This window comes from Fictibacillus enclensis (genome assembly GCF_030123385.1).
Taxonomy (GTDB): Bacteria; Bacillota; Bacilli; order Bacillales; family Fictibacillaceae; genus Fictibacillus_C; species Fictibacillus_C enclensis.
In genome coordinates this window covers 1,137,829-1,163,415 of the sequence record NZ_CP126109.1, presented here as the reverse complement: position 1 = coordinate 1,163,415, position 25,587 = coordinate 1,137,829, and the positions used below count along the sequence as shown (strand labels likewise).

Here is a 25,587-nt window from a genome sequence, read left to right as displayed (position 1 = left end):
GTTCTTCAGTGACTATGATAGTTTTTAATGTCATCCGGCACAGCCATTATTGTTTTGGTCTTTTTGTCATAGGAACGATAATGGGAAATGACTTTATTCTTGTTGATCACCAGGCATTCCAGTACCTTGGGCAACGAATTCTCTTTTGCCTCCAAAATCAAATCCGTCTCTCCCATTTTCAAAGTATAGGTGGCAAAGGTAAGCCCTAGCAATTCCCGCCTTTTTTTTACGGTTTCCGGATGGAGCATGATAAATGTAGCCAAGTCATTCACACTCATTGAGGATTCCTGCTTCACCTTGTTGAAAATTTCCCTGAATCCCTCGGAAGCTTGTCCCAGTCTTTGTTCTGTCCAGCTTATTGCTTGCTGCAGCCAATTATTCATACCGATTCCTCCGTTTTCACCTGCATTCTTGATCTAGTGCTTTGTATAAACACACTATATCTAGTTTAGTGCCCTTTGCCAGAAATATGCATCCACCTGCTAGTTCAGGAATGCTTTTGAGGAAATCGGTAAAAAATTCTTTCAGTAAAGCTGCACTTTACACAGGTCCGTTTGTCCGATTCAGAGGTTTCAAAGAAAACGTGAGAACAATGGGACTGTATTTCCTTCAGCTGTTTTTCTAAAAGCCTCATCCGTTCGGCAAGCTCCTCACAGTTTTTCATAAATACAGATTGGAGCCCTGTTCCTGAAACTCTTTTGCTTTTTTCTTCATTTCTTTCTCGGCTTCTTGTTTTAGTTCAGGCATGTTCCGCAGATCGTGAGAAATTCGCATAGAGCAGAACTTCGGTCCGCACATTGAACAGAAATGAGCGGTTTTCGCTCCCTGTGCGGGCAGGGTTTCATCATGGTATTCTCTTGCCCGGTCCGGGTCAAGTGACAGATTGAATTGATCCTCCCATCTGAATTCAAAACGGGCTTTGGACAGTGCGTTGTCCCGTTCCATGGCTCCCGGGTGGCCCTTGGCCAAATCGGCTGCATGGGCTGCAATCTTATAGGTGATTACCCCCTCGCGCACATCATCTTTATTGGGTAATCCCAAATGTTCCTTTGGTGTCACATAGCAAAGCATCGCAGTTCCGAACCAGCCGATCATTGCGGCTCCAATGCCCGATGTGATGTGATCATAGCCCGGGGCAATATCCGTTGTTAGCGGCCCGAGTGTATAGAAAGGCGCTTCATGGCAGATCTCCAATTGTTTATCCACGTTTTCCTTGATCTGATGCATCGGCACATGTCCTGGTCCCTCAATCATCACCTGGACGTCATGCTTCCAGGCGATTTTCGTCAGTTCTCCCAGCGTTTCAAGCTCGGCAAACTGTGCTTCATCGTTCGCATCGGCAATCGATCCTGGACGCAAACCGTCCCCAAGGGAGATGGAGATGTCATAGCGTTTGCAGATCTCACAAATTTCCTCAAAATGACTGTACAAGAAGTTTTCCTCATGGTGAGCCAGGCACCACTGGGCCAGGATGGAGCCGCCACGCGAAACGATGCCGGTCACCCGGTTGATGGTTAATGGGACATATCGGAGCAAAACCCCTGCATGAATAGTAAAGTAGTCCACCCCCTGTTCCGCCTGTTCAATTAACGTATCTTTGTACACCTCCCAGGATAAATCTTCAGCTATGCCATTCACTTTCTCAAGCGCTTGATAAATCGGGACTGTGCCAACAGGTACCGGTGAATTTCTTATAATCCATTCCCTGGTCGTATGGATGTCCTTTCCAGTGGACAAATCCATAATGGTATCCGCTCCCCAGTAAGTCGCCCAGGTCATTTTCTCAACTTCTTCTTCGATGGAGGAAGTTACTGCTGAATTGCCTATATTTGCGTTGATCTTCACGTGGAAATTCCGGCCGATAATCATGGGCTCTAACTCAGGATGGTTGATGTTTGCCGGAATAATCGCTCTTCCGGAAGCCACCTCATTGCGGACAAATTCTGACTCCAATCCTTCCCTGATGGCGATGAATTCCATTTCCGGCGAGATGATGCCTTTTTTTGCGTAATGCATCTGGGTTACATTTTTATCTTTTCGTGCACGCAGTGGTTGTTTTACAGCAACAGGGAAAGCATAGGCATTCCGTTCATTCTTTTCGTTATATCCATTGTCTTCGGGCTTCACATTACGTCCTTCATAATTTTCAGTATCATTTCTTTCCTGAATCCATGGTTTCCTTAAAACCGGAAGTCCTTTTTCTACATCTGATGTATAAAACGGATCAGTATAGGGCCCGCTTGTGTCATAAAGAAGCACCGGCGAATTCTTCTCTTCCCCTCCAGAAAGCCTGGTGGTACTCAGATTAACCTTTCTCATGGGCACCCTGATATCTTGGCGAGAACCCTCTTGATAGATTTTCTCACTGTTCGGGAATTGCGATTTCAATGAAACCTTTTTTTCGTTCTGTACTGTCATGCCACTTCCTCCTCTTGTTAAAAGTCGGAGCTACACGCAGCGGGGAATGGCGAAGCAACGGGTAAAATAAAAAAGCCAGGTTCTAATCAATAGAACCCGACAGGATAGACAAAGAAACAAACATACAAATATACCGTTATCTTCGACTCCTACTTTCCTACGCTGGTATAACCCAGATCAGGTTCAAAGGGTCAAAGGGATCGTTCTCCCCTCTCTCAGCCCGGCTACGGGCTCCCCTAGCAGAAAATATATTTTATTTTCCATGTTATCATAGCTTCTATTCAACTTTCACGCAATCCGCCTTTTGTCACAGGCTGATGCACACCTTTTTCTCTTAAATCATAAAAATGTCGCAGAACATGGTTTAATTTGACGAAAAAAGAGGAAAGGATGGAGTAGAAGAACTATCCATTACAAATCAAGGCAGGGAGAATGCATGCTAAAACATACAGAGGTTGTTTTGTTTATGAAAGAAATCGCTACGCTCACTGGCGAATATATACGTTGCAGAGATCATCTATTAAAAGAAAAAATTAAAGATGATATCGATTTTTTACATTCAGTCATTCACTCCTGACTTAACGTTTTGTGGTGGATGACTTTACATAAAACTTAAAACCTCTGTAACTTTCTGCCTTTTGCGTGTATATAAATAACCCGGAGAACCTGAACAGGTTCTCCGGGTTATTTTAGTGCTGTGTGCGTTCGAGCAATAGCTTCATGGAATGCAGCTGACCCAAATGGTTAGATTCATGAAAGAGAGACATAGCGGCCAATTCCCGGAACGTTTCCAATCCAAGAAACGGTTTTTCCAGCTTTTGCTCAAGGGCTTCTTCCGGAATTTCCTTGATGCGGAGAAGCTGCTTCTCAAGCTCGGGAGTCAATTCCTCGATGGATGGAACATCTCCTTGCCAGTCAACCGGCTTTGACCCCTTGCCAAACCATTCGACATATTTCCCGGGCAAAGCAAAGGATTTACCAAACAGAAACTGTTCGGTAACGGTTAACACGTGCCCGATGTGCCATTGTATCGTGTTGTTATACCCTTGTGGCTGAATATCAACCAGTTCTGGTGAAATCTTGCTGATGCTTCTTAAGAAAAATCCTCTTGTCATTTCGAATTGTCTGTAAAGTTCTTGGTTCATTTCTTTTATTCTCCTTTCAAAAACCCTTATTTCCTACACTAACAGAAAACACCTTCGAAATGCAGTGCAGAAGGTCTCAAATGAAAAAGGCATGCCCTCGGAGCATGCCTTTTCCATTCTTTATTTATAGGGATTTAAGGGCATCGGCTACTGGCTGGTCTCCTTCAAGGATTTCAAAAATCTTATGATTGGCATTCTCCAGGTCCAGCGACTGAACCATGACTTTCGCCACATCTGCCCGGGAGATGCTTCCCTGGCCCAGCTGCTCACCAATTTTTATTTTCCCATTTCCTCCGTCATTGGTCAGGGCGCCCGGCCTCACGATGGTATAGTGAAGCCTGCTGGATTCCAGCCGGTCGTCTGCTTCACCTTTCATCCTCAAATAATGCTGTAGTTCTTCCGGGCCTTTTTCAGGACTTCCGGCCCCCATGCTGCTTAACATGATAAAACGCTTCACCTGTTGCTTTTCCGCTTCTTCCATCAGCTTGATGGCCCCGTCCCGGTCAACCGCCTCAGTTTTCTCTGGTCCTGTTTTGGAACCTGAACCTGCCGCAAATATGATGGCATCACACCCTCTGATCGCATCTGAAAGATCCCCTTCCAGATCCGCCAGCACCGTTTCGGCTCCCAGCGTTTCGAGTTCTGAGGCCTGTTCTTTTTTTCGTATAATCGCCATTGCTTCATGTCCTGCGCCGGCTAATTCCTGCAAAATCAGCCTGCCGGTTGTTCCGTTTGCTCCTGCAACTGCTACTTTCATTTTTCAAAACTCCCTTCTACTCTAACTATTACCTTTTCATACCCTCATAAACCTATTCCTAGTCCGCTTTTGCTTTCTCTTACCTGCGTTAAGCTCAATTGCAAAATAACTGAATTTTCGATATAAAAAGATAAAATGTTACAATTAAATTTCTTTTTGCCTGTACAAGAGTAAAATGCTAAAATTGTGGTATTAATCTTATATAAACCAATACGGAGGTGGTCCCGTCATGGTTTCGTTAGTCAATCACGTTTGCCGGCAGCGTTCCTGGTCAGTTGGACAAAAAGAGATACAAGGAAAAGAATACGACTCGGTGGTAGGCGCCTTGCAGAATTGTCATGAAAATGAAGCAGTTGTTTGCAGAGTTAATGATGATTCCGTTTGCGTAACCAGCAAAGAGGATATTCAGGAGTTAGAGGAAATTGGCTATAAAGTCCTAGCCGCCAATTAACACACCCATTCGGGTGTGTTTTTTTTTTGCAAAATAACAAAAGCTTGCCATTTCGGCAAGCTTCGACAAACTGATCATTTAGTTTTCAGCATGAAAGGTATCCTCAGGAATTCGTTCAAAAAACGGCGAAAGGTCTCCTTTGGCGAAAAGATGTAGTTCATGCATAGCACGGGTGCAAACGGTATAAAACAATTTTCGTTCGCTTTCTTTTCCATACACTTCGTTTGACGCATCATAAACAAGAACAGCATCAAATTCAATCCCTTTGGCGAGATAGGACGGGATGATCAGTGTTCCTTGCTTAAACGCGGACGATTCTTTCAGCATCAATTCTACCTCCACCTGTTCCTTCAATGCTTCATACGCCTCTTTGCACTCCTGTTCGGTTTTGCAAATGACGGCAATCGTTTTAACCTTCTCGTTTTGAAGATGCGCAATCGTATCTGCAACTGAGCGGGAATGGTCACGAGAAACGGAAAATTGCTTCAGTACCGGCTTTTCTCCATCCCTGTTGAATGGAACAACCTTATCCGGTTCATCCAGCAGTTCTCTTGTAAACTCTACAATCTGCCTTGTTGACCGGTAGCTTCTGGTCAGAATAATCTGCTCTGTATTCTCCCTGCCAAAACGGTCGTACAGCATTTGAAAAGCGTCTCCTGTGGAATGCGCATAGATGGATTGGTTTAAATCCCCCAGTACTGTCATTTTGCTCCGCGGAAACAGCCGTTGTATGAAGGCAAACTGAAACGGTGAATAATCCTGGGCTTCATCAATGAATACATGTCTTACAGCCGTATTAGTCTGAAAGCCTTCCATCCGTTCTTTTAAATATAAAAATGGAGTAGCATCTTCATAATACAATTCTCCCTGGGCAAGAGTTTTTGCAGTAAGCAGGCATATTTCTTTCCATCTGGACGGGACTTCTGCAGGTGAAACCACTCCATCCTCTTTGAACAACGCCATATAGAGTGCTTTTAAATTAATGAAAGTTAAAGCTTTAATCCTTTTCTTCAGCAGCTTAAATGCTCTTGATACGACATAAGCCGATAACAGCTTTTGCTCTCTTTCAAAATCGTTGAATGTATTTTCTGAGTACTGCTTTTTCTTTTGCAGTTTTTGATACAGCTTTACGTATACATCCTTTTCGAGCAGCTGTATTTTTTCCTCTACCCACGGTTCATTTCTTTCGGCTTTTTCGAATTTGCGCACCTCACGGACCAGCCATTCGGATACGAGTTTCATCCGGTTCGGAATCGAGACCGATGGAGCGTAGGAATAAAACTTTTCTTTAATCTCCTCAGCCGGGATGAGTACTTTCCCCCTGAATTTGATCGGTTTAAAGATTATTCCCTCTTTACGAAGACGAGAAATGTGCTTTTCAATCATATCCATAAAGTCCAGAGACGCTTTGTATTGGATACTGGCCAGCCTTGTCTGATCCTGTGGACCCTCTCCAGCTGTCAGCACCGCTTCCATTTGTTCGAGCGGATCCTCAAGGTGAAAGGAGCTGCCCAAATGATGGTGAATATACTGCTGAAACGTCGTTTGCATCATATTTTCCTCACCGAGCTCAGGAAGGACATTGGATACATAACTGTTAAATACGTTGTTTGGAGAAAAAAGAACGATTTGGTTGGCTGTCAGCGTTTCTCTGTAACGGTATAGCAGGTAAGCCACACGCTGAAGGGCGGCGGAGGTTTTTCCGCATCCCGCAGCACCCTGGACGATCAACAGGGACCCCTTCGTGTTTCGAATAATCTGGTTCTGCTCTTTCTGAATGGTCGCCACAATACTTTTCATCTGCGGGTTCGCCTGACGGCTCAATACTTCCTGAAGCAATTCATCACCAATGGTTACACCCGTATCAAACATGCTTTTGATGATAGCGTTTCGAATGATATATTGGCGCTTAAGCTCCATCTCACCTGAAATAACACCGCCAGGAGCTTCGTATTCCGCCTTGCCCAGAGAATAGTCATAATACAGGCTTGAAATGGGCGCCCGCCAATCATATACCAAAAATTGATCCTTTTCTTCATCATAAAAAGAGGCAATGCCAAGGTAAATCGGCTGAGAATCGGAATCACTCTTCTCTTTAAAGTCGATTCTTCCAAAGTAGGGAGAATCACTCAAGCGCACCAGGCTTTTCATTTGATCTTCTGCATTTTTGTGGCTGCGTTCAAGTTCTGAAAGCAATTCCGCCTGCTGTTTAATGCTGGCCGCAGTCTCGATCGCTTCATCGGCATCTTCTAAATTGACGGTCACGTCTTCCCAGAAATTTTTCCGGATGTCAACCACGTCTACTTTTTTACCGCCGAGATGTGCCTCCAGCCTCCGGATCTTATGAGCAGCCTTCTCAACAACGGAATTCACACGCTCCTGCTCTGTCTGCCATTCTTTTTCCCACTGGTTCATGGCCCCTCTCCTTTATCTAAAATTTTTTTCGTATATCACTTGACAACAGATCAGCTTACATAGTATAATAAATTTGGATAGTTATAATATTATTTAAACTCGTAAGCCACAACCTTGATTTTAGCACAGCTATCATAAACAAAGCAACCTTTTATTTACATATGAACCCCAGAGCCGAAGCCTGTTCGGCTCTTTTTTTATGTCCTCTTTTTCACTCCATTGTCCCTCTAGTACATTCTATGCAATACCTATGGTCCATTGAGGGAACTCTTAAGGATGGCATATACTTAAATTGACAGATAAATATAAAATTTTACAGGAGGGAACGACATTGAAAAAGGACCGCTTTAAAAAATGGCTTCCTATTGCCCTTAGTACCGCCGTCGGGCTTGGAGCCGTTTCTATGTCGATGCATGGCGATGCAAAGAACCTCACCAAGAAAGAACCTAAAATAAAGAATGTTATTTTCATGATCGGGGACGGGATGGGCCCTTCGGCCACCACAGCATTACGGTATTGGAAAGATGATCCAGATACAATGGAAATGGAAAAAACCGCTTTTGACCGTTATTTCGTTGGAAAACAAATGACCTATGCTGATGATCCCGATGAGAATATCACTGACTCTGCTTCCGCCGCCACAGCAATGTCCACCGGAGAAAAAACATACAATGCCGCCATTGCCGTGGACAAAGATCAAAAGGAATTAAAAACAGTGCTCGAGGCGGCCAAAGCGCGAGGAAAATCTACCGGGCTTGTTGCCACTTCTGAGCTCGCTCACGCCACCCCTGCTTCTTTCGGCGCACACGATCCAAACCGTAAGAACATGAATGAGATTGCCAACGATTATTTCGATGAAAAAATCAGCCATAAGCATAAGGTCGATGTCCTTCTCGGAGGTGGCTCATCCAATTTTATTCGCAATGACAGAAACCTGGTGAATGAATTTAAGAATGCAGGATACAGCTATGTGACCACAAAGGATCAATTGCTCCGCAACAAAAACGAACTAGTACTGGGACTGTTTGCGAAAGGCGGAATGCCGAAAATGATTGACCGTAATCATGACCTGCCCTCACTCAAGGACATGACGACCTCCGCCATTAAACAGCTTGATAAAGACAAAGATGGTTTCTTCCTCATGGTGGAAGGAAGCCAGATTGACTGGGGAGAACACGACAATGATATCGTCAGCACCATGAGCGAGATGCAGGACTTTGAAAGGGCGTTCCAGGCTGCGGTTCAGTTCGCAAAAAAAGACAAGCATACTCTTGTCGTGGCTACAGCAGACCATGCGACAGGCGGAATATCGGTCGGGGCCAACGGAAAATATAACTGGTTCACTGAGCCGATCAAAGCGTTCAAGCGTACTCCCGATTTTCTCTCAGAAACCATTGCTTCCGGAGCAGATGTTGAAGCAACACTCGGAAAGTATGTCAACCTCAGCCTGACACCGGAAGAAATCAACAGTGTAAAGGAAGCGGCTAAATCAAAAGATGTAACAAAAATCGACGCCACCATCGAGAAAATTGCCGACCTTCGTTCCAATACCGGATGGACAACGACCGGCCATACCGGCGAGGATGTGAACGTATATGCATACGGTCCAGGCAAAGAAAAGTTTGCGGGATTAATCAACAACACAGACCAGGCGAAAAAGGTCTTCAAGATTGTTCACACCGGGAAATAACCAGAAAAAAAGCAACCAACGGGAGTTCCCGAAGGTTGCTTTTTCTTATTTTTTCGGTTTGTCATAGATGTTAAATCCGGTATCACTTGTACCTCTATATGTAAAACCTGCTTCACGGTAAAACGTATTCAAGCTCTCATTTGTGGCAATACAGTCTAAACGAATCACGTTTTTCCCTTCAAAAACAATTCCTTCTGTCACCCAGTTAAGAATTTCTTTCCCTAGGTTCTTCCCCGCAACACTCCGGTCAATGGCGAGGCGATGCAGATAAATGGCTTCCGGCTGTTCATTACCCCATAGTTGGATATCCCATTCTCTGGCTTCTTGCGGAAGCATCACCACTCCGGCAATCCTGCCGGCTTTTTTAAAAACAAATACATCTCCGTCTGCAATGGATTGGGCCATTCCGTGGACATCTTTGCCTTCAAGCAGCTCACTCCATTGAGATGATCCTTTGCTTTGAAGCCATTGAGCGGTCCGAACAAGGAGCCCCATAATTTCATCGGTCTCTGCTGCAACAGCCTGAGATGCAACTACATCCTTACTTACTTCTCGTTTAACAATGGTAAAAGTACCCAAGCTGATCCTCCTCTGTTCTTCTCTCTTATTAAAACTATCAAGGATCTGCTCCAAAGACAACTACTGCGACTTTCCGTGTTTTACTTTATATATCAAGCGTGCGACAAGAGCCGATGGAAGATTGAAAAGGTTGCCTTGTACGTGATAATGAAGCTGTTGTTCCTGAACCGGCATCGCGTCATACATCCCTTGCTGATTCAGTCCGGTGCTTTTGCTTCTTTCCTTCAAGCCGGTAATATAAGCATACTGTACAGGAATCATGACTAAGAAATATAAAAGGGCGATGCCTCCGAAAAAGTAGTAAACCGTTATCATATCTCTTCCTCCTTTACCATATTATAACATTCATGACTGAAACCCGCTTTCTTTTTCCTTCCCTTCTATGGATTGCCTGTTTTCGATTTTGGTCAAAATGAAACTAAATCCACAAGAACACGTATAGTTAAAAAAGGAGTTGATCGATATGATAAAAAAATTATTGAAATCCATACTTGGAAGCCGCCACAGACGATACAGCAGCAGTGATCACCGCAGACATTCCTACCGAAAATACAGCAGCAGCAGCGGCTACAAAAAGCATCATTACGGAAAAAGCCACGGCCACTCCTACTACAAAGGGAAGCGTCGAAAAAGCGGATTCTTCAGCAGCTAAAGAACATGAATTTTCATTGGGCAAAAACAATTTACCGGTTCATCATAGACCGGCCGCTCCCTAAAGGATATCTCCTATTTGAGCGGTATACCATTAAAGAGATACTCGGTATGGGCAGTTACGGTATTACGTACCGTGCGATCGACTACATGACCGGTAACCACGTGGCAATAAAGCAACTTCGAAGAACGAAATCCTGGACCGAGGATGGAAAAAAATCCTTTGAGAAGGAAAAGCAAATTCTTCAGCAGCTTTCCTTATCAGAAGTTCCTGCTGTTCATCACCCATCCCTGAATGAACAAGACCAGTTCCTTGTTATGGATTATGTGCCTGGGAAAAATTTTGAGGATTTGATTTTTGCAGAAGGTATGGTTTACTCAGAACAGGATGCGATGGCCATTTTTACTCAAGTAATGAAAATCGTTCAAAAGATCCATGAAAAAGGCATCGTTCACCGAGATCTCCGGATTCCCAATATTATCTCTTCTGGCGGCAGGCTGCATATCATCGATTTCGGTCTTGCCTGCAAACTTTCCGCCGAGGGTCAGGACAAACCAACAGAACAGCATCGGAACCTCATGCGGGAGGTATCGGTAACAAGTGACTTTTATGCACTCGGCCACTTCCTTCTTTTTCTTCTGTACTCAGGTTATGAACCTCAATCGAAAAAGGAAAACAGCTGGGAGGAAGAGCTTTCTTTATCCCAGGAAGTCCACGGAATGCTGAGGCGCCTGCTGCAAATCGATGAAAGCTTCATTTCTGCAGAAGAAATTATTGCGCATATACAGTCGATCAGTGACCGCAGAGAGACAACCAAAATCATGTAAAAAAGAGAACTGGCTTTCAGTTCTCCTTTTTTGTTTCACTCTTTATTTGGATAATGAATAAATTACGTTAAAGTCTGATTACGGAGGATTTATTATGTATCTTTTTCAACGGCAAATTCATGATCACTCAACCGGACGTGTTGTATCCGTCCCAGCTGTACCAGCTGTACCAGCTGTGCCTGCCGTACCGGCGGTCCCTTTCACTCCCGCTCCCCATCCACCCGTTCCGTTAGCATTTGGTTCCCCCTACTCTCTTCCTTACTATTCATCTCCCTATCACTTATCCTACTCTGTATCCTATCCCTTTTCTTCTTATCCCTACTACTCTTATCCCGGCTGGTTTATTCCTTATTAACACGCTCTTCTAGCAATGTGAGCTCCATACGTTTTGTTGTTTCCAGTTCCACAATATCGCCTTTTTTTACCGGAACCTGAAACCGGAACAGAGGGCCATCATACACATAGGTGTGGTACTCCCCCGCTTCACCCATCGGACAGATACCTGTTTCCTGAATCCCATTCAAGAAAGACGCATCCACTTCTCTTCCCAGCCATTTTTCATCAAGCCGGCTGTTTGAAATCCGGATCACCTTTGCTTTGTATCCTGAGTCAACAAAATCCTTTAAGGCCGCAGCTGCATTTTCCTTTTCCATCCAAAGTGGATATGATGACATGAGTCCTGCCTGTTCAGCCACGTTTTCTCCCCATTCTCTATGCTCGTCCAGATACAGATCGCCAAACGCCACCCCTTCCAGTTCATATTTATTTTTCAAAGATTTCAAGGTTGATAGGAAATCCAACGTATACGTATCAAACGAACAAGAGATCCATTCAAGCGGGATGCCGGTTGCTTCTGCCTGGGCCTGGATAAGCTCTGTTCTTTCACCATGCCCAAATGTCCGTCCAATCTCTTTTGGAAGGGTTGTGATCAGGCAAGCTACCTGATCTCCTTGTTTAATCAGCTGATCAAGCACCATGCAGGCATCCTTTCCTCCGCTCCACGAGAGCGCCCATCGTTTACTCATTTCGTTTCCTCCTTTTCGCATGGATAACTATTCCTTTTTATTAATAATTCCTATATACTTTCTAAAATACCAATAAAAGGGGATGTCCAACTATGTCTGATTCCTGTTTTATTTGCAGCAAGCATAAGGGCACAATACATACAGCAGGCAAGATGATCTACGAAGATGAATATGTTTACATCGGACATATTGATAAAGGAGACAGTCCAGCCTACCTTGGCTATTGCATGATCGATTTGAAGCGGCATGTGCCAACTCTGGCTGATATGAACATGGAAGAAGCCAAAGCGTTTGGCATGGCCATGGCCAGAATCAGCAGGGCTTTAAAAGAAAGCGAAGGCGCCGAACACATTTACGCCCGTGTATCAGGACATGGCGTCCCTCATCTTCACATGCACCTTACTCCCCGCTATCCCGGAACACCACAAGAGTACTGGGGCCCATGGGAAGTGCTTGATTGGCAGGATGCTCCATACGGGAAAGGCGTACAGGTCGATACAGTATGCGAAAGGCTGAAAGTTCATATGGAGGCCAATCATGCGAGCGGTGATGAATGAAATGAGCTGGGTTGGAAGGCAGGAGCCCTTTATCGATCATCCCCATGTTTCTGCTCTCTATCATATCATGGTCGGAAGGTATGGAGGCCATTCTCGTTCAGGAGGAAAGAAAAACGAAGATGGCTGCCTTGTTTGGGCATGCGAAAAAGCAGATTGGGAGTTTGCAGCCATTCTTGACGCCCATCATAGTGCAGAGAGTGCCGAGTTGGTCATTAAAGGACTTAAGGGAATCAAAGCGGATTTATTAAAAGCAATCCATCTGGATGTTCCTGAGAGTTTTAAAGAACTGGAAACCCGTATACTTACATTATTTAGAAGTGCTGAGTTTCGTAACGAGTGTCAGAAGGTAAAAGGCGAGACCGCCTGCCTGCTCGTTTTTCGAAAAGGAAACTATGTATGGTGGCTTTCCATCGGGGACTGCGTCCTCTATCTCTTCCACCCGGAACTTGCCGCTTTTGATCAATACCAGTTAAACCAGCGGAACTTTTATGAATGGATCGGAAAGGTGAATACGTTTGAAAAACCGGTACCCTGTTTCAGTTCAGGCACCCGTGAACTGAGAAAAGGCAAAACCATCCTCCTCCTGGCAACTGATGGCATGATCGAATGTCCCAGAGCCGGATATGAGAATGCAGAAAGCGTATATCAAGTGTTTAAGCAAGCTGAAAACGCCAACGCCAGTGTGCACCATCTGCTCAAAACTGTCGAAGAAAACCGCGGCCGTGACAGTGCAACATTAATAGCATGGCAGATACATTGTTCGGTGGAAGGCAGTGAGCCAAGCGATGGACGTATTCCCCCGGAGCTCAGGGAAGAATAAACAACGAAAAACGCGATGCCGGATCGGCCTGCATCGCGTTTTTTATTTAACCAATTTTCCGGTGTTCTTTCACAGACGATCCCGAAAGAGCCTTGAACTCATCGTAATACTCGACCAGCTGGATCTCACAGCCTGCACCGATTCGTACAGATTTCCCCCGCACGATATCAGCTGTGGTATTTTCCAAGAAGACATCATCTCCCTCAATTACCTTGGCTTCCAGAAAGCCTTCATTCTTCACGAACGGCAGGAATGCCCCCTTCTTTTGTACACGGATGGTCTGTCCGCCCATCTCCTGAACTTGACTCGTACTGAACCTCAGCTTTACATCAATAACATCCGCATTCAGCAGGCCGGAAACTTCAAAAAGCCCGCTGGAGATAAATTCCTCCGCCTCCAAATCGCCTTTCACCGCAATACTTCCTTTAAGGTCCACTTTATCGCCGGTAAATTTTTTGGCGACGTCCACAGATCCACGGATTTTCGTGTTTTCAATCGTTGCTGACTCACCAATTGAGAGCGTTCCATATACCTTCAGATTACTTGCCTGCACATTTCTTTTCACTTGGGTTTCGCCAAAGATCTCTATATCTCCGCCTTTAACATTTCCAGACGCTTCACTTGATCCGTACGTCTTAAAAAGAGTACATTCAAAATCATCCGTGATGGTTCCCTCACCCATAATTTTCACTTTATTATACAAACCGCCCGCTGCACTTCCGGACCCATTCATCATTAAATTATTTGCTTTCGTCATTTCCATCCTCCTTTCAATGGTTAAATTTTTTTAAACTCCCGTACTTTCGCGTCATCGTCGCAAAGAAAGCTTTCCTTGTATTCCACCAGATCGATTTCACAATCAGGTCCTATGTTCACATTTTTCCCACGAACAACTTCTGCCTTTGTGCTTTCAAGTTGAAGTTCATCGCCTTCAATGACATTTACCGTCAGCTTAGTTTGAAAAAAGGGTTTAAACAATTGAAAAAAGCCCCGCTTTTTGCCTTTTATCTTAATGGTCTGTCCGCCTATTTCAGCAGCAGTGCTCTCCCCATAAAGCCTGACGTCAATATGATCGGCACTCAGCAGCCCGCCGATGGCAAATTGACCGTCCGACCGAAAGTTTTCTGCTTCGCAATCAGTTGCAATTGTTGCCTTCCCTTTGATTTGGATCTCATCCGCCCGAAGGTTGCCTCCGATTTTACTCGAGCCCGAAATATTCATTTTGTTCAACAGGCTCACTCCTTCAGACACCGATCCATGCCCTTCAATGGTAAAATTGTTTCCTTCCACTGCGCCTTTTACTTTACCGCTTCCGCTGATCTTTCCGTTATCCACCTTTAAATCACCATGAACAGCACCTGACCCGTTGCATTCAAACAAAACGCATTCCAGGTTTCCGTTCACTATGCCACGTCCATTCAGCTTAACTTGATTAAAATGACCGCCATTTGACGAACCGTATCCATTGATCGTAAGGTTTCCTTTCATTCCGTTTTCCATAACTTTTCCTCCACTACAGATTTGTTTTCAGTTCTTCTATGCAGCTCATTACAGACAGTCTGACTGTTACTTTCGAACCCTGATCCACTATAATACTTTCTGCACCGTTCACCAGCAGGCATGATGTGACACCCAGCTTTCGGATCAGTAAAAGTTCATGTTTGCTTTGTCCCAGTGTTCCACTGGCCTCTTTCAGAACCCGGAGAAGCATCCTTCCTTCATCCAGACTGATATCCCCGGAAGACAGCAGTTTATCCAGAATAAATACTTTCAGAAGCTGATCGAACAGGAACGACTCAGTCATCCCATTTTCAGTAACATACAGTTCAAGAGATTTATTCGTAACAATGTTTCGTTCCAATAATTCGTTCTTTGATAATTCCACTCCTGCTGCTGATAAGGGTGAAAGCCGTTCCGCAAGCTCATCAAGCGAGAGCGTCTCTTTCATCGATTGAATTTTATCAATACGTTCAAGCACTTTTTCCTTTGGAAAGAACGTCTCCTGCCCGGTAAACGTGGACTTGCGGATAAACCATTCTTCAGGAATAAGATTCTTCCTTTTCCAGCGGTACAGCTGTCCGTAAGAGATTCCAGTCAGATCCAGCAGATCTTTTTTCGATATCAGTTCATTGCTCAAGGTAAATGCTCCTTTCTTTTATGAATAGAATGTAACATAACACTGTTACGTTTGTAAATACATGTTATGGATTTCTCTTCTTCTTGTTCCAAAAGCACGAAAAAAACGGCAGGAGCCTGCTCCTGCCGTTGAAACTCTTAGTCTATTCATTTATTTTAAGGGCTGATCTGCACGTTTGCAAAAGAACCGAAAACTTGCCAGTTCACAAGCCAAGGGCTCGATCTCTGTTCTTCAATCCCTGAACCTCAGCCCTGCCGGCATCGGCAGATTTGTTGCTTTCATTAGTTGCCTCCGTCTTTCCTAGGATAGTTCGGGTTTGTAATATTCAGGAAGTGTTTGCTGCAGTGTCCCCTTCATTTCTGCCTTGTCATAAAAGGTTACACCCAGCTGTATCATTTTTCTCACCAGTTCGGGCCGCAACCCGGTAATCACTGCTTTGCATCCCATAAGCGAAGTGCCATCAAGCACCTTTTGGAAGTGATGAATCACTTCCATATCCATATCGGTAATCCCGGAAAGATCAAGTATAAGTGTCTTGATCTTCAGCCTGGAAATGTCGGTTAATACTTTTTCTTCAATCGTATACATACGGTATACGTCAATAATCCCGATAAGAGGAAGAACAGCGACATGAGCGCTGAGCGGAATAATGGGAACCGACAAATGCTCAACCGTTTTACGCTGGGAGTTAATCAATTCGTCTTTATATTCGGAATAACTGATAAAAAAGCTATTGAGAAATTGGTCCAGGCTGTCATTGATTTGCTTTTCCATCTGATAAATGAGCTTTCTGAATTCAGAAATGGAAAGATGGGCATTTTCTTCTTCATCGTAATCCTTTAAATAATGCCAGATCGTCCTCCGGATAGCATGGACCCATTCCAGTTTAAATTGAAGCGTCAACGAATGCTCGGCCCATGCAATTCCTTCTTGCCTGGCAAAAGCGGTCAGCTCCGCTTCCCTGTTTTCCACCACAAACTGAACAAGCTTCTCCGCATTCTTCAGCAAATCAATATTGCCTTTTTGCAAGATTTCACTGATTTTAGAGGCTACTCCGTCTGCCTTGCTTAACAATTTGCTGTAAAAATCTTCCCTGTTTCCGACAATATACGAAGTAATTTCATCTTTATATAATTTTTCCATGGGATATGCTCCTTACTTTGTATTTTACAAGACGTCGCTATTTCCTTTTGTCCTAAAAGCATTCCTATAGTTTTATTAAAGACGATGAATGGGTACAAAGCAAGCATGAAAAAGCTGGAATGCATATTAAACCCTGATGCATTCCAGCTTCCTGCTGTCTTACTTTTTTACGGTTGTTTCTTCCTTAATGGCAGCTTCTTTTAAAAATGTCACCGCAGCTGCTCCAAGGGTGTTGGCTGCCACAAGCATCGCACGCTCATCAATGTTAAACTTCGGATGGTGGTGCGGATACATTTCATCACGGCTTGCATCCTGTGCGCCGGTGTAAAAAAAGGTGCCCTTCACATGCTGAAGATAGTAAGCAAAATCCTCGCCGCCCATATCAGGTTCACATTCCACGACGGCGGTTACTCCCGGCACATCCCCGGCCACTCTCGCTACAAAATCGGTCTCATCCTTATGATTCACAACCGGCGGATAACCCCGCTGATACGATAACGTATACTCTGCATCAGCTGTTAGGCAGGTTCCTTTTCCCACCCGCTCAATTTCCCGTTCCATCAAATCCCGCACATTCTCTTTAAAGGTACGTACGGTTCCGGTGATCTTGGCCGTATCGGCAATTACGTTAAACGCATTAATTGCTTCAAACCGGCCAATGGACAATACAGCGGAATCCAGCGGATTTACCCGGCGGCTGACCAGCTGCTGCAGATTCATTACCAGCTGCGAACCGATCACAACCGCATCCTTTGTGAGGTGAGGCTGCGCCCCGTGTCCTCCTTTGCCCTGGATCACAAAATCAAACTTATCAGCGGCAGCCATAAAAGGACCTGTCCGGTGCTGAATATGGCCATACGGCGTAACCGCCCAAAGGTGGGTGCCAAAAATGACATCCACGCCATCAAGGCAGCCATCTTCAATCATGGCAATGGCCCCTCCGGGAGCGAGCTCCTCGGCATGCTGATGGATGAACACAATGTTGCCTTCAAGCTCGTCCCTCATGCCATTCAGCACCTTTGCCAGGACCAGAAGCGTAGCCGTATGCCCGTCATGGCCGCAGGCGTGCATTACTCCGTCCACTTTGGATTTGTACTCTACGTCATTCTCTTCCTGAATGGGAAGTGCATCGAAATCTGCCCGGAGTGCAACGGTTTTTCCCGGTTTCCCGCCTCTTAAGACAGCGACTACTCCTCTTCCGCCAACCTCCGTGCGAACTTCATGGCCTAATTTTTCATGATAAGCGGCAATGTATTTCGGGGTTTCCACTTCCTCAAACGAAAGCTCCGGATGTTCATGCAGATGTCTTCGTATTTCCACCATTTCCGGATAACGTTCCTTCAGTCTGTCGTATAGCTTTTCCATGTGCGTTCATCTCCCGCTATTTTTTGATCCAAGGATTCAATGAGAATTTCAATGCCTTTTTGCAAGTTTTCCTTCGGCCAACCGGACAACCGGCGATCATTCACCGCCAGCTCGTTTGACGGAGGAACATGTATAAACCCTGCAGGAATACTGTGCTTCACCTTATTTATGTGATGAAGCATACTGTACATGACATTATTACAAAGGTAGGCACCTGCTGTATTCGATAATTCAGCAGGAAATCCTCTTTCATTTAACAGGTTTACAAATTTTCTGACAGGAAGTGTTGAAATATACGCCGCTGGCCCATCACCCGCAATCGGAACATCCGTCATCTCTGCGCCCGAAATATCGTTTGGCCCGTCATTGATATTGATCGCAATCCGTTCGGGCGTAATCCGGTTTCGCCCTGCCGCCAGACCGAGCATCATAACAGCATCCGGCTGCAGCGCTTCATAGTGATCGAGCAGCTCAAGAGCCGACCTTCTGTAATCTACGGGCAACACTTTTCCCGCAACTTGATAGGAGCCGATTTGTTTTCTGTTCAGTTGGCGGACAATATATTCCGCCGGATTGAACGGGTGCTCCAAAAAAGGCTCAAATCCTGTCAGCAGCAATGTTTTCATGCAAACTCCTCCCTTGCTCCGCCTGTCCAAGATGATCATCAAACCAGCTTACAATATACTGGAGGCGGTTCACCCTTAATCCCGGGTCTCCGTTTCGTGAAAGATTATGGTCGGACTTTGGAAACCGGACAAATTTAACAGGTTTTCCCTGCTGTTTTAAGGCAATGAATAATTGCTCACCCTGTTCGATCGGACAGCGGAAATCTTCTTCACCATGCAAAATGAGAAGTGGGGTTTCCACCTTGCTGCTCAGGCGTAAAGGAGAATGCTGCCACAGCTTCTCAGGGTCTTCCCACACATGATTTCCAATCTCCCATTTTGTAAAATAGTAGCCAATATCGCTGACACCGTAAAAGCTCAGCCAGTTGGAGATGGAGCGCTGGGTGACAGCAGCCTTAAACCGGGAGGTATGCCCCACGATCCAATTGGTCATAAAACCGCCGTAGCTGCCGCCGGTAACCACAAGCTGATCAGGATCCACAAAATCACAGTGCGTTACCACATGATCTACGGCTGCCATTAAATCGCGGTAGTCACCGCCTCCATAATCCTCCATGCACGCTTTTACAAACTGCTGGCCGTAGCCATAGCTCCCCCTCGGATTGCTGTACAGCACCACATAGCCGGAAGCTGCCAACAGCTGCAGTTCATGAAAAAAGGTATTGCCGTACATGGCATGAGGGCCGCCGTGAATTTCGAGCACCATCGGATACTTGCTTCCCTCTGTGTAGTGAGGCGGCTTCAAAAGCCAGCTTTGCACCCTAAAGCCCTCATCATTAATAAATGTAAATTCCTCAGGCTGTGAAAGGGAAATACTTGAGAGCAGCTCCTCATTCACATCCGTCAGTCTTACTTCTTCGCTCAAATTGGACAGCGAAGCATAAAACAAATCTCCCGGCACAGTCGGAGAGCTTGCCGCGAAAACGGCATAATCATTTTCTACATCCATGCTGTAGCCATACAGATGGCATTTTTGCTGAGTAATCTGTGAGACTTCTCCTTCCATCGTGACATAATGAAGAGAAGCATTGCCTTCACAGCTTGCAATGAAATAAAGCCCTTTTCCGTCTTTTGACCAGAATGGTTTTGGCGAAGGATGTCCAAAGTGCATATCACCGACCATCGCATCTCCGGCATGATCATCGAATTCCCCGGTCAGGCACAAGACCTTCCCGCTCTCCACATCAGCTGTGTAAACATTTCCTAGTGTTGCACTGCCATATTCAAACGTTTGCCCCAAAAACGCCAGGTGTTCTCCGTCTGCTGACCAGACCGGATCCGTAAAGGAGCCTGTTTCTTGATTAATCCGTGCTTCTTTTCCGTTCATTGTTCGAACAAAAAGATCTGAAGCATACGAAATCGTTTCCCTCTGCCCCCGGCTTTTACAATATGCGATTTTTTGTCCATCGGGCGACCATGCTGCGTCAAAATGTTGATGGGCCCCATCAGTCAGCTGTAATTCTTCCTTTGTCTCCAGATTAATGTGCACAAGCTGGCTGTATGCTTCGTTAAGCAAGCCTTTTCCATCCGCTTTATATTTCAGGTGTGTGACTTCCAATGGCTTTAGTGCGTTTTCCTTTTCTATTTCCTCTCCCACCGTCACTGTCACCAGGAGGGACTTTCCATCCGGAGACCATACCGGGCTTCCCGCTCCTTGAGTACTGCTGGTCAGCTGTACCGCTTCCCCGCCTTCCGAAGAAATAAGCCAAACTTGGTTCTTGCCGCTCCTGTCCGATACAAAAGCGAGCGTTTTGCCATCCGGAGACCATCGGGGACTGGAATCTTTTTGGCACCCGTTCGTCCACTGAACAGATGCACCGGAATTAAACCCGCAAATATAAAGATGAGATTCATAGTCTTTGTCCTGATTGATCCGTTTTGCAACATAAGCAACCCTTTCCCCATCTGGTGAAATTTGTGGATCGCTCACAAACCGCAATCGGTATAGATCTTCAGCCTTTACTCCCTGTTTCATGTTTACTCCTTCTCTCTGTATCGTTCTAGTGTTGAATCATAAGCAAGAGTATGGATACCGTACTGAATCCTGTTCCTATTCCAAGCAAAATGGAGGCAAAGAATGGCTTTCTTTCGGCCAGCGAAGCTTCCATATCCAGTTGAGCCGCCCGTACCGCTGAATGTGCGTGTTGCTTTTTCATTCGAACGAATTCCAGGGTTCGCTTAAGCGGTGAAAGGAACCCGCTGGAAAGAACAACGGCAGAAGCTCCAGCAGCCAGAAACATAAGTCCGAGAATAAAAGATTGATTGACCGCATCCAAAGCATCCAGTTTCCATGCGTTCATATACATAAACCATGCACCTGCCGACAAAAGGCCAGCTGTCAGAAATTTCATAACTACCACTCCATTCAAAACAAAATAGGAGGAACCTGCCAAGTACGGCAGGCGGCCCTCCACTTTATTTATTCGGTTTTTTCTGCCCAGCGGACATACGGATAACGGTTCACCGGATAAACCACTCCCTTAAACTTGCTGGAAGTTAAGTAGTTGTTAGAGTAATAGTATACCGGCATGAATGGCAGATCCTTCATCAACACATCCTCCGCCTGGTGAAGAAGCTCCATTCGTTTCGCTTCGTTCTGCTCGGTTTTGGACTGCGCAAGCAGCTTGTCGTACTTTGGATTCACCCAGTTCGTACGATTGTTCGGGCTGTCTCCAAGATAATAATCAAGAATTGGTGTTGGATCCACATAGATGCCGATCCAGCCCATGCGTGCCATCTGGAAGTTCTTTTGTTTTGTTGTATCCAGATACGTCTTCCATTCCTGATTGGTCAGCTTTACATCGACTCCAAGATTTTTCTTCAGCATTTCCTGAACAGCTTCAGCAATTTTTTTGTTGCTGTCCAACGTATTGTACTTTAGTTCAGTCTCAGGGAACTTGCTCCAGCCTTCTTCTTTCATGGCTTCCTTAATCAGCTTCTTCGCTTTTTTAACATCTTCCTGGAAATACTGTTCTTTCTCTTTTCTGAAATCCTTGCCGCCAACTTCTGCTCCATATGGTACAAAAGCCTGAGCAGGCTTCTCACCGGCTTGTGTAATCTTGTCGGTAATCATCTTGCGGTCAATTGCAAGGTTAAAAGCTTCGCGGACTTTTTGGTTGTTGAACGGCTCCTTGTCCACGTTGAACATGTACATGTAAGTTCCGAAATATGGTGTTACCTTGTATTCTTTATTATCCTTTTCCTGGTTGATAACATCAGAAGGTAAGGTTTGGATCAAATCCAACTCTCCTGATTTGTACATTTGGTAATACGTGGTGGCATCATTGACCATTTTCCAGGTGACCTTTTCCATGTTCACATCGTCTTTGCCATAGTAATTCTTGTTCTTTTCTATCACAACGGAACGGTTATGTTTCCATTCTGTTAATTTGTAAGGACCATTCGAAACATAGTCTTTTGCCTCAGCAGCCCAGTTTTTGTTTCCTTCGGCTGTTTCTTTCTTCACAGGGTAATAGACCCAGAATGAAAGGAGTTTTTCAATAAAACCAATAGGTGCGGCAAGCTCAACCTGAAGGGTTTTGTCATCAAGCGCCTTCACACCTACATCTTCAACAGAACCCTTGCCTTTGTTGTAGGCTTCTGCGCCTTTAATATAATACATATAAAACGCAAAGGAGCTTCCTGTTTTCGGATCAAGCACGTGCTTCCATGCATACTCAAAATCTTGAGCCTTTACCGGGGCGCCATCGGACCATTTTGCGTCATCCCGGAGTTTGAATGTATATACCTTCTTATCCTTTGACACTTTCACGTCTTTGGCAAGGCCCTTTACAGAGTCGCCGCTCTTGTTTTTCATGTACAATCCTTCATACAAATGATCCAAAATCCATCCCGAAGTTGTGTCTGTTGCCAGCGCAGGATCCAGAGACGGCGGCTCACTCACCGCGTTCATTGTAATTTCCTGTTTTACACCTTCTGTCGAAGACGATTTGCTGTTGCCCGAGCAAGCAGACAGTACAGACATGATCAGTACCAAAACAAGCAATCCGGCAAACGGTTTTTTCATCGTTTTTATCATATTCCTATTCCCCCATCCGTTTAATATAAATGACAAGCTGTCCAATGCTTTGGACGTATTTCTTTCCATTCCGGAACTGCTGCAGCACACACCTCCATGGCATGAGGGCAGCGGGTTCTGAACCTGCAGCCCGACGGCGGCGAGATCGGGCTAGGCGGATCTCCCTTTAAAATAATCCGCTCCCGCTTTTCCCTGGAAACCGTTGGAGCCGGGATCGCTGACAAAAGTGCCTGGGTGTATGGATGAAGCGGTTCACTGAAAAGATCATCACTGTCCGCGAGTTCCATGAAGCTTCCAAGGTACATCACACCGATGCGGTCGCTGATGTGCTTGACCATCCCCAAGTCATGGGCGATAAACAAAAACGTGAGCCCCATATCCCCCTGCAGATCTTCCATAAGGTTAATCACTTGCGCCTGTATGGAAACATCCAGCGCAGAGATCGGCTCATCGGCCACGATAAACTTTGGTTCAACCGCCAGCGCCCGTGCAATGCCGATCCTCTGCCGCTGTCCGCCGCTGAACTCATGCGGATAACGTTTGGCATGATCGCCCTGCAAGCCCACCCTTTCAAGCAAGCTGTAGATACGATTCATCCTTTCCTTTCCAGAAGCAAGTTTATGGGCGTCCATTCCTTCGGCAATGATATCGCCCACTTTCATTCTCGGATTAAGAGAAGCATGAGGATCCTGGAAAATCATTTGAACGATTCTGTTATACTTTCTTTTTTCTTTTTTATTGAACGTCCTGACATCCTTGCCCTCGAAGACCATTCTTCCGCCTGTGGCCTCATTCAGGCCGACAATGGTCCGGCCCAATGTGGATTTTCCACTGCCGCTTTCTCCAACCAATCCCAGGGTTTCTCCTTTTCGCACGGAAAATGAAACATTGTCCACAGCTTTCAAGGATTGCTTTCCTACGTTAAAATACTTTTTCAAATTTTCTACCTCAAGCAGCGCTTCTGTCATGATTCATCCCTCCCCGCAGCTGCAAATTCAGCTACCTTAGGCGCTCTTGGGTCGTTCAGCCAGCATCTGGAATGATGGCCGTCGTTTACGGCGAACGGCTCAGGCAACTCCCCGACACAAATTTCCATGGCATATTCACATCGGGCAGCAAACGGGCAGCCCTTGGGCGGGTCGTATAAATCGGGCGGTGTACCTTCAATCGGAATGAGCCGTTCCTTTTCTCCATCCTCATAATTAGGAAGAGAATTCAGCAGCCCCATGGTATACGGATGCTTTGGCCGCTCAAGGATATCAGCCACCGTACCACTCTCCACCACGATCCCCGCATACATCACGATGACTTTCTGAGCCATTTCAGCGACCACCCCCAAATCGTGGGTAATCAGCATGATGGAGGTGCCAAACTTGTGCTGCAGGTCCTTCATTAAGTCCAGAATCTGGGCCTGGATGGTCACATCAAGAGCGGTTGTCGGTTCATCGGCAATCAAAAGCTTGGGGTCACACGCCAGCGCGATCGCGATAAGGACGCGCTGCCGCATTCCGCCGCTCAGTTCATGCGGATACTGGTTGTACCTGGATTCGGGATTAGGAATCCCGGCAAGCTTCAGCAATTCCAATGCTCTTGCCTTCGCCTGCGTTTTATCCAGTCCCTTATGCTTGATAATCCCTTCTGCGATCTGTGTTCCAATTCTCATCGTCGGATTGAGTGAGGTCATCGGGTCCTGGAAAACCATGCTGATTTGCGAGCCTTTAAGTTGTTTCATTTCTTTTCCTGACAGCTTTAACAAATCTTTTCCTTCAAAATGAATGGAGCCATCTTTTATCCTGCAGCCTCGTTTGGGGAGAAGCTTCATGATCGCCTGAGCAGTTACGGACTTGCCGCATCCGCTTTCTCCTACCACAGCGAGTACCTCACCTTGGGCAATATCAAAGCTTACTCCCCTGACTGCCTGAACTTCGCCCCCATGGGAGCGAAACGATACTTTTAACTGATCCACTTCCAAAAGCTGTGCCATCGTCTCCCCCTAATCTTTTGCCTGATGCGGATCCAGTGCATCCTGTAATCCGTCTCCGAACACGTTAAACGCAAACATTGTCAGTGAAATCATGAATCCCGGAAAAAACAATCTCCACCACTGCCCGCTCAAAATTACACCGAGCGCATCGTTGGCCATCGTCCCCCAGCTTGCAATGGGCGCTTGTACCCCAAGGCCGATAAAACTCAGGAAGGCTTCGGCAAAGATGGCATTTGGAATGGTAAACGTCAGATTGACGATGATGATACCCATCATGTTGGGAAACAAATGCTTAAGAATGATGGCTCCGTGCGGTGTTCCGAGTTTTTGCGCAGCGGCCACGAACTCCTGCTGTTTAATCTGGAGAATCTGGCCCCGCACAACCCGGGCCATCGAGACCCAGCCTGTAATGGAAAGAGCAATAACGATGGTCCATAATCCCGGCTTCATAACCACCAACAGCAGAATGACGACGAGCAAATAAGGAATGCTGTACAGAATCTCAACAATACGCATCAAACCGTTGTCGATCCGGTCACCGAGTTTTCCCCTGCCTGCCATGTAGCCAGAAATACCGCCAACCAGGAGGCCAACGACGAGATCAATCACCGCAGCTGCCACCCCGATCGTTAAGGAAATCCTGGCACCATACCATGTTCTTGCCCACATATCGCGGCCGAGATCATCGGTTCCAAACCAGTGTTTTCCGTCAGGCGCCAGGTTTCCGCTCGCCAGACTTTGGTCGGAATAACTGTACGAAACCATTCGGGGACCAAAGATGGCAAAAAACAGAATCAGCAGCAAAATGACGGCTCCGGTGACAGCCAGTTTGTTTTTCAAAACCCTTCGAAAGCTTTCTTTTGCCTGGCTGACACTCGGCCGCCTTATCTCTTCTTTTTTCAGACGGCCCTTTTCAATCGGCCTGAAAAGTGAATCCTGAGAAGCTTTTTCCAGCAT

27 protein-coding genes and 1 riboswitch are annotated in these 25,587 nt (G+C 45.7%); of the genes, 7 read left to right on the top strand and 20 right to left on the bottom strand.

Annotated elements, in window-relative coordinates; all coding sequences use genetic code 11:
• Positions 1–5: 5 nt before the first annotated feature.
• From QNH15_RS06305 to QNH15_RS06290, 4 genes are all read right to left on the bottom strand, one after another.
• Entirely contained in the window at positions 6–383 is a 378-nt protein-coding gene (locus QNH15_RS06305; RefSeq protein ID WP_283893400.1) for a hypothetical protein, read from the bottom strand.
• 277 nt (positions 384–660) lie between these two features.
• A complete protein-coding gene (thiC, locus tag QNH15_RS06300) occupies positions 661–2,418 on the bottom strand; it encodes a phosphomethylpyrimidine synthase ThiC (RefSeq protein ID WP_283893398.1) in 1,758 nt (585 codons plus the stop codon).
• A 137-nt stretch (positions 2,419–2,555) separates the two neighbouring features.
• Positions 2,556–2,666: riboswitch (TPP riboswitch) on the bottom strand.
• A gap of 441 nt (positions 2,667–3,107) precedes the next feature.
• Positions 3,108–3,563, bottom strand: coding sequence for a DinB family protein (locus QNH15_RS06295; RefSeq protein WP_283893394.1), 456 nt, complete (start codon positions 3,561–3,563; stop codon positions 3,108–3,110).
• 124 nt (positions 3,564–3,687) lie between these two features.
• Entirely contained in the window at positions 3,688–4,320 is a 633-nt protein-coding gene (locus QNH15_RS06290) for an SDR family oxidoreductase (RefSeq protein WP_283893392.1), read from the bottom strand.
• A gap of 229 nt (positions 4,321–4,549) precedes the next feature.
• Here QNH15_RS06290 and QNH15_RS06285 point away from each other — a divergent pair, with 229 nt between their 5' ends.
• Positions 4,550–4,771, top strand: coding sequence for a hypothetical protein (locus QNH15_RS06285; protein WP_283893390.1), 222 nt, complete (start codon positions 4,550–4,552; stop codon positions 4,769–4,771).
• Between the two features lie 78 nt (positions 4,772–4,849).
• On the opposite strand, the gene helD is transcribed toward QNH15_RS06285, so the two are convergent.
• The gene (gene helD / locus QNH15_RS06280; RefSeq protein ID WP_283893388.1) at positions 4,850–7,186 is read right to left on the bottom strand and encodes an RNA polymerase recycling motor HelD; all 2,337 of its coding nucleotides are present in this window, start codon (positions 7,184–7,186) and stop codon (positions 4,850–4,852) included.
• 331 nt (positions 7,187–7,517) lie between these two features.
• Between helD and QNH15_RS06275 the strand changes: the two genes are divergently transcribed.
• On the top strand, positions 7,518–8,876 hold the full coding sequence (locus tag QNH15_RS06275) for an alkaline phosphatase family protein (protein WP_283893386.1): 1,359 nt from the start codon (positions 7,518–7,520) through the stop codon (positions 8,874–8,876).
• 45 nt (positions 8,877–8,921) lie between these two features.
• Here QNH15_RS06275 and QNH15_RS06270 read toward each other — a convergent pair whose 3' ends face one another.
• A complete protein-coding gene (locus QNH15_RS06270; protein ID WP_283893384.1) occupies positions 8,922–9,455 on the bottom strand; it encodes a GNAT family N-acetyltransferase in 534 nt (177 codons plus the stop codon).
• 60 nt (positions 9,456–9,515) lie between these two features.
• Positions 9,516–9,770 (bottom strand): DUF3949 domain-containing protein, encoded by a 255-nt coding sequence (locus tag QNH15_RS06265; RefSeq protein WP_283893382.1) that lies wholly within the window; start codon positions 9,768–9,770, stop codon positions 9,516–9,518.
• Positions 9,771–9,918: 148 nt separating this feature from the next.
• Between QNH15_RS06265 and QNH15_RS06260 the strand changes: the two genes are divergently transcribed.
• The 3 genes from QNH15_RS06260 (at position 9,919) to QNH15_RS06250 (ending at position 11,289) form a co-directional block, all read left to right on the top strand.
• Complete coding sequence (locus tag QNH15_RS06260; protein WP_283893381.1) at positions 9,919–10,107, top strand: hypothetical protein; 189 nt, start codon at positions 9,919–9,921, stop codon at positions 10,105–10,107.
• 5 nt (positions 10,108–10,112) lie between these two features.
• Positions 10,113–10,934: a serine/threonine protein kinase gene (locus QNH15_RS06255; RefSeq protein WP_283893379.1), complete on the top strand. Its 822-nt coding sequence runs from the start codon at positions 10,113–10,115 to the stop codon at positions 10,932–10,934.
• A 94-nt stretch (positions 10,935–11,028) separates the two neighbouring features.
• On the top strand, positions 11,029–11,289 hold the full coding sequence (locus QNH15_RS06250; protein WP_283893377.1) for a hypothetical protein: 261 nt from the start codon (positions 11,029–11,031) through the stop codon (positions 11,287–11,289).
• Here the strand turns inward: QNH15_RS06250 and QNH15_RS06245 are convergent.
• Positions 11,276–11,959, bottom strand: a complete 684-nt coding sequence (locus QNH15_RS06245; RefSeq protein WP_283893375.1) for a Dph6-related ATP pyrophosphatase — start codon at positions 11,957–11,959, stop codon at positions 11,276–11,278. The two genes, QNH15_RS06250 and QNH15_RS06245, sit on opposite strands and share 14 nt — an antisense overlap.
• Positions 11,960–12,051: 92 nt before the next feature.
• Between QNH15_RS06245 and QNH15_RS06240 the strand changes: the two genes are divergently transcribed.
• Both QNH15_RS06240 and QNH15_RS06235 read left to right on the top strand, forming a co-directional pair.
• Positions 12,052–12,516 (top strand): HIT family protein, encoded by a 465-nt coding sequence (locus QNH15_RS06240; protein WP_283893374.1) that lies wholly within the window; start codon positions 12,052–12,054, stop codon positions 12,514–12,516.
• The gene (locus QNH15_RS06235; protein ID WP_283893373.1) at positions 12,497–13,336 is read left to right on the top strand and encodes a PP2C family serine/threonine-protein phosphatase; all 840 of its coding nucleotides are present in this window, start codon (positions 12,497–12,499) and stop codon (positions 13,334–13,336) included. The genes QNH15_RS06240 and QNH15_RS06235 overlap by 20 nt, the downstream gene beginning before the upstream one ends.
• A 46-nt stretch (positions 13,337–13,382) precedes the next feature.
• On the opposite strand, the gene QNH15_RS06230 is transcribed toward QNH15_RS06235, so the two are convergent.
• The 12 genes from QNH15_RS06230 to QNH15_RS06175 form a co-directional block, all read right to left on the bottom strand.
• Complete coding sequence (locus QNH15_RS06230) at positions 13,383–14,093, bottom strand: cytoplasmic protein (protein ID WP_283893372.1); 711 nt, start codon at positions 14,091–14,093, stop codon at positions 13,383–13,385.
• 20 nt (positions 14,094–14,113) lie between these two features.
• A complete protein-coding gene (locus QNH15_RS06225; RefSeq protein ID WP_283893371.1) occupies positions 14,114–14,836 on the bottom strand; it encodes a bactofilin family protein in 723 nt (240 codons plus the stop codon).
• A 13-nt stretch (positions 14,837–14,849) separates the two neighbouring features.
• Positions 14,850–15,473 (bottom strand): YhbD family protein, encoded by a 624-nt coding sequence (locus tag QNH15_RS06220; protein ID WP_283893370.1) that lies wholly within the window; start codon positions 15,471–15,473, stop codon positions 14,850–14,852.
• Between the two features lie 300 nt (positions 15,474–15,773).
• A complete protein-coding gene (locus tag QNH15_RS06215) occupies positions 15,774–16,616 on the bottom strand; it encodes an STAS domain-containing protein (RefSeq protein ID WP_283893368.1) in 843 nt (280 codons plus the stop codon).
• 159 nt (positions 16,617–16,775) lie between these two features.
• Entirely contained in the window at positions 16,776–17,981 is a 1,206-nt protein-coding gene (locus QNH15_RS06210; RefSeq protein ID WP_283893366.1) for a M20 family metallopeptidase, read from the bottom strand.
• Positions 17,957–18,607, bottom strand: coding sequence for a pyroglutamyl-peptidase I (locus QNH15_RS06205; protein ID WP_283893364.1), 651 nt, complete (start codon positions 18,605–18,607; stop codon positions 17,957–17,959). Before QNH15_RS06205 ends, QNH15_RS06210 begins: the two co-directional genes overlap by 25 nt.
• A complete protein-coding gene (locus QNH15_RS06200; protein WP_283893363.1) occupies positions 18,579–20,582 on the bottom strand; it encodes a S9 family peptidase in 2,004 nt (667 codons plus the stop codon). Before QNH15_RS06200 ends, QNH15_RS06205 begins: the two co-directional genes overlap by 29 nt.
• A gap of 25 nt (positions 20,583–20,607) precedes the next feature.
• The gene (locus QNH15_RS06195; RefSeq protein WP_283893361.1) at positions 20,608–20,958 is read right to left on the bottom strand and encodes a DUF3899 domain-containing protein; all 351 of its coding nucleotides are present in this window, start codon (positions 20,956–20,958) and stop codon (positions 20,608–20,610) included.
• A 68-nt stretch (positions 20,959–21,026) separates the two neighbouring features.
• Positions 21,027–22,634 carry a peptide ABC transporter substrate-binding protein gene (locus QNH15_RS06190; RefSeq protein ID WP_283895453.1) on the bottom strand — a complete coding sequence of 536 codons (1,608 nt, stop codon included), beginning with the start codon at positions 22,632–22,634 and terminating at the stop codon, positions 21,027–21,029.
• A 32-nt stretch (positions 22,635–22,666) separates the two neighbouring features.
• The gene (locus tag QNH15_RS06185) at positions 22,667–23,614 is read right to left on the bottom strand and encodes an ABC transporter ATP-binding protein (protein WP_283893359.1); all 948 of its coding nucleotides are present in this window, start codon (positions 23,612–23,614) and stop codon (positions 22,667–22,669) included.
• Positions 23,611–24,630, bottom strand: coding sequence for an ABC transporter ATP-binding protein (locus tag QNH15_RS06180; RefSeq protein ID WP_283893358.1), 1,020 nt, complete (start codon positions 24,628–24,630; stop codon positions 23,611–23,613). Before QNH15_RS06180 ends, QNH15_RS06185 begins: the two co-directional genes overlap by 4 nt.
• Positions 24,631–24,639: 9 nt before the next feature.
• The gene (locus QNH15_RS06175) at positions 24,640–25,587 is read right to left on the bottom strand and encodes an ABC transporter permease (protein WP_283893356.1); all 948 of its coding nucleotides are present in this window, start codon (positions 25,585–25,587) and stop codon (positions 24,640–24,642) included.

Excerpts from the sequence above, each read along its gene's own strand:
- QNH15_RS06305 (WP_283893400.1), bottom strand. The coding sequence starts at position 383 with ATGAATAATTGGCTGCAGCAAGCAATAAGCTGGACAGAACAAAGACTG.
- thiC (WP_283893398.1), bottom strand. The coding sequence starts at position 2,418 with ATGACAGTACAGAACGAAAAAAAGGTTTCATTGAAATCGCAATTCCCG.
- QNH15_RS06295 (WP_283893394.1), bottom strand. The coding sequence starts at position 3,563 with ATGAACCAAGAACTTTACAGACAATTCGAAATGACAAGAGGATTTTTC.
- QNH15_RS06290 (WP_283893392.1), bottom strand. The coding sequence starts at position 4,320 with ATGAAAGTAGCAGTTGCAGGAGCAAACGGAACAACCGGCAGGCTGATT.
- QNH15_RS06285 (WP_283893390.1), top strand. The coding sequence starts at position 4,550 with ATGGTTTCGTTAGTCAATCACGTTTGCCGGCAGCGTTCCTGGTCAGTT.
- helD (WP_283893388.1), bottom strand. The coding sequence starts at position 7,186 with ATGAACCAGTGGGAAAAAGAATGGCAGACAGAGCAGGAGCGTGTGAAT.
- QNH15_RS06265 (WP_283893382.1), bottom strand. The coding sequence starts at position 9,770 with ATGATAACGGTTTACTACTTTTTCGGAGGCATCGCCCTTTTATATTTC.
- QNH15_RS06260 (WP_283893381.1), top strand. The coding sequence starts at position 9,919 with ATGATAAAAAAATTATTGAAATCCATACTTGGAAGCCGCCACAGACGA.
- QNH15_RS06255 (WP_283893379.1), top strand. The coding sequence starts at position 10,113 with ATGAATTTTCATTGGGCAAAAACAATTTACCGGTTCATCATAGACCGG.
- QNH15_RS06250 (WP_283893377.1), top strand. The coding sequence starts at position 11,029 with ATGTATCTTTTTCAACGGCAAATTCATGATCACTCAACCGGACGTGTT.
- QNH15_RS06245 (WP_283893375.1), bottom strand. The coding sequence starts at position 11,959 with ATGAGTAAACGATGGGCGCTCTCGTGGAGCGGAGGAAAGGATGCCTGC.
- QNH15_RS06240 (WP_283893374.1), top strand. The coding sequence starts at position 12,052 with ATGTCTGATTCCTGTTTTATTTGCAGCAAGCATAAGGGCACAATACAT.
- QNH15_RS06235 (WP_283893373.1), top strand. The coding sequence starts at position 12,497 with ATGCGAGCGGTGATGAATGAAATGAGCTGGGTTGGAAGGCAGGAGCCC.
- QNH15_RS06230 (WP_283893372.1), bottom strand. The coding sequence starts at position 14,093 with ATGACGAAAGCAAATAATTTAATGATGAATGGGTCCGGAAGTGCAGCG.
- QNH15_RS06225 (WP_283893371.1), bottom strand. The coding sequence starts at position 14,836 with ATGGAAAACGGAATGAAAGGAAACCTTACGATCAATGGATACGGTTCG.
- QNH15_RS06215 (WP_283893368.1), bottom strand. The coding sequence starts at position 16,616 with ATGGAAAAATTATATAAAGATGAAATTACTTCGTATATTGTCGGAAAC.
- QNH15_RS06210 (WP_283893366.1), bottom strand. The coding sequence starts at position 17,981 with ATGGAAAAGCTATACGACAGACTGAAGGAACGTTATCCGGAAATGGTG.
- QNH15_RS06205 (WP_283893364.1), bottom strand. The coding sequence starts at position 18,607 with ATGAAAACATTGCTGCTGACAGGATTTGAGCCTTTTTTGGAGCACCCG.
- QNH15_RS06200 (WP_283893363.1), bottom strand. The coding sequence starts at position 20,582 with ATGAAACAGGGAGTAAAGGCTGAAGATCTATACCGATTGCGGTTTGTG.
- QNH15_RS06195 (WP_283893361.1), bottom strand. The coding sequence starts at position 20,958 with ATGAAATTTCTGACAGCTGGCCTTTTGTCGGCAGGTGCATGGTTTATG.
- QNH15_RS06190 (WP_283895453.1), bottom strand. The coding sequence starts at position 22,634 with ATGAAAAAACCGTTTGCCGGATTGCTTGTTTTGGTACTGATCATGTCT.
- QNH15_RS06185 (WP_283893359.1), bottom strand. The coding sequence starts at position 23,614 with ATGACAGAAGCGCTGCTTGAGGTAGAAAATTTGAAAAAGTATTTTAAC.
- QNH15_RS06180 (WP_283893358.1), bottom strand. The coding sequence starts at position 24,630 with ATGGCACAGCTTTTGGAAGTGGATCAGTTAAAAGTATCGTTTCGCTCC.
- QNH15_RS06175 (WP_283893356.1), bottom strand. The coding sequence starts at position 25,587 with ATGCTGGAAAAAGCTTCTCAGGATTCACTTTTCAGGCCGATTGAAAAG.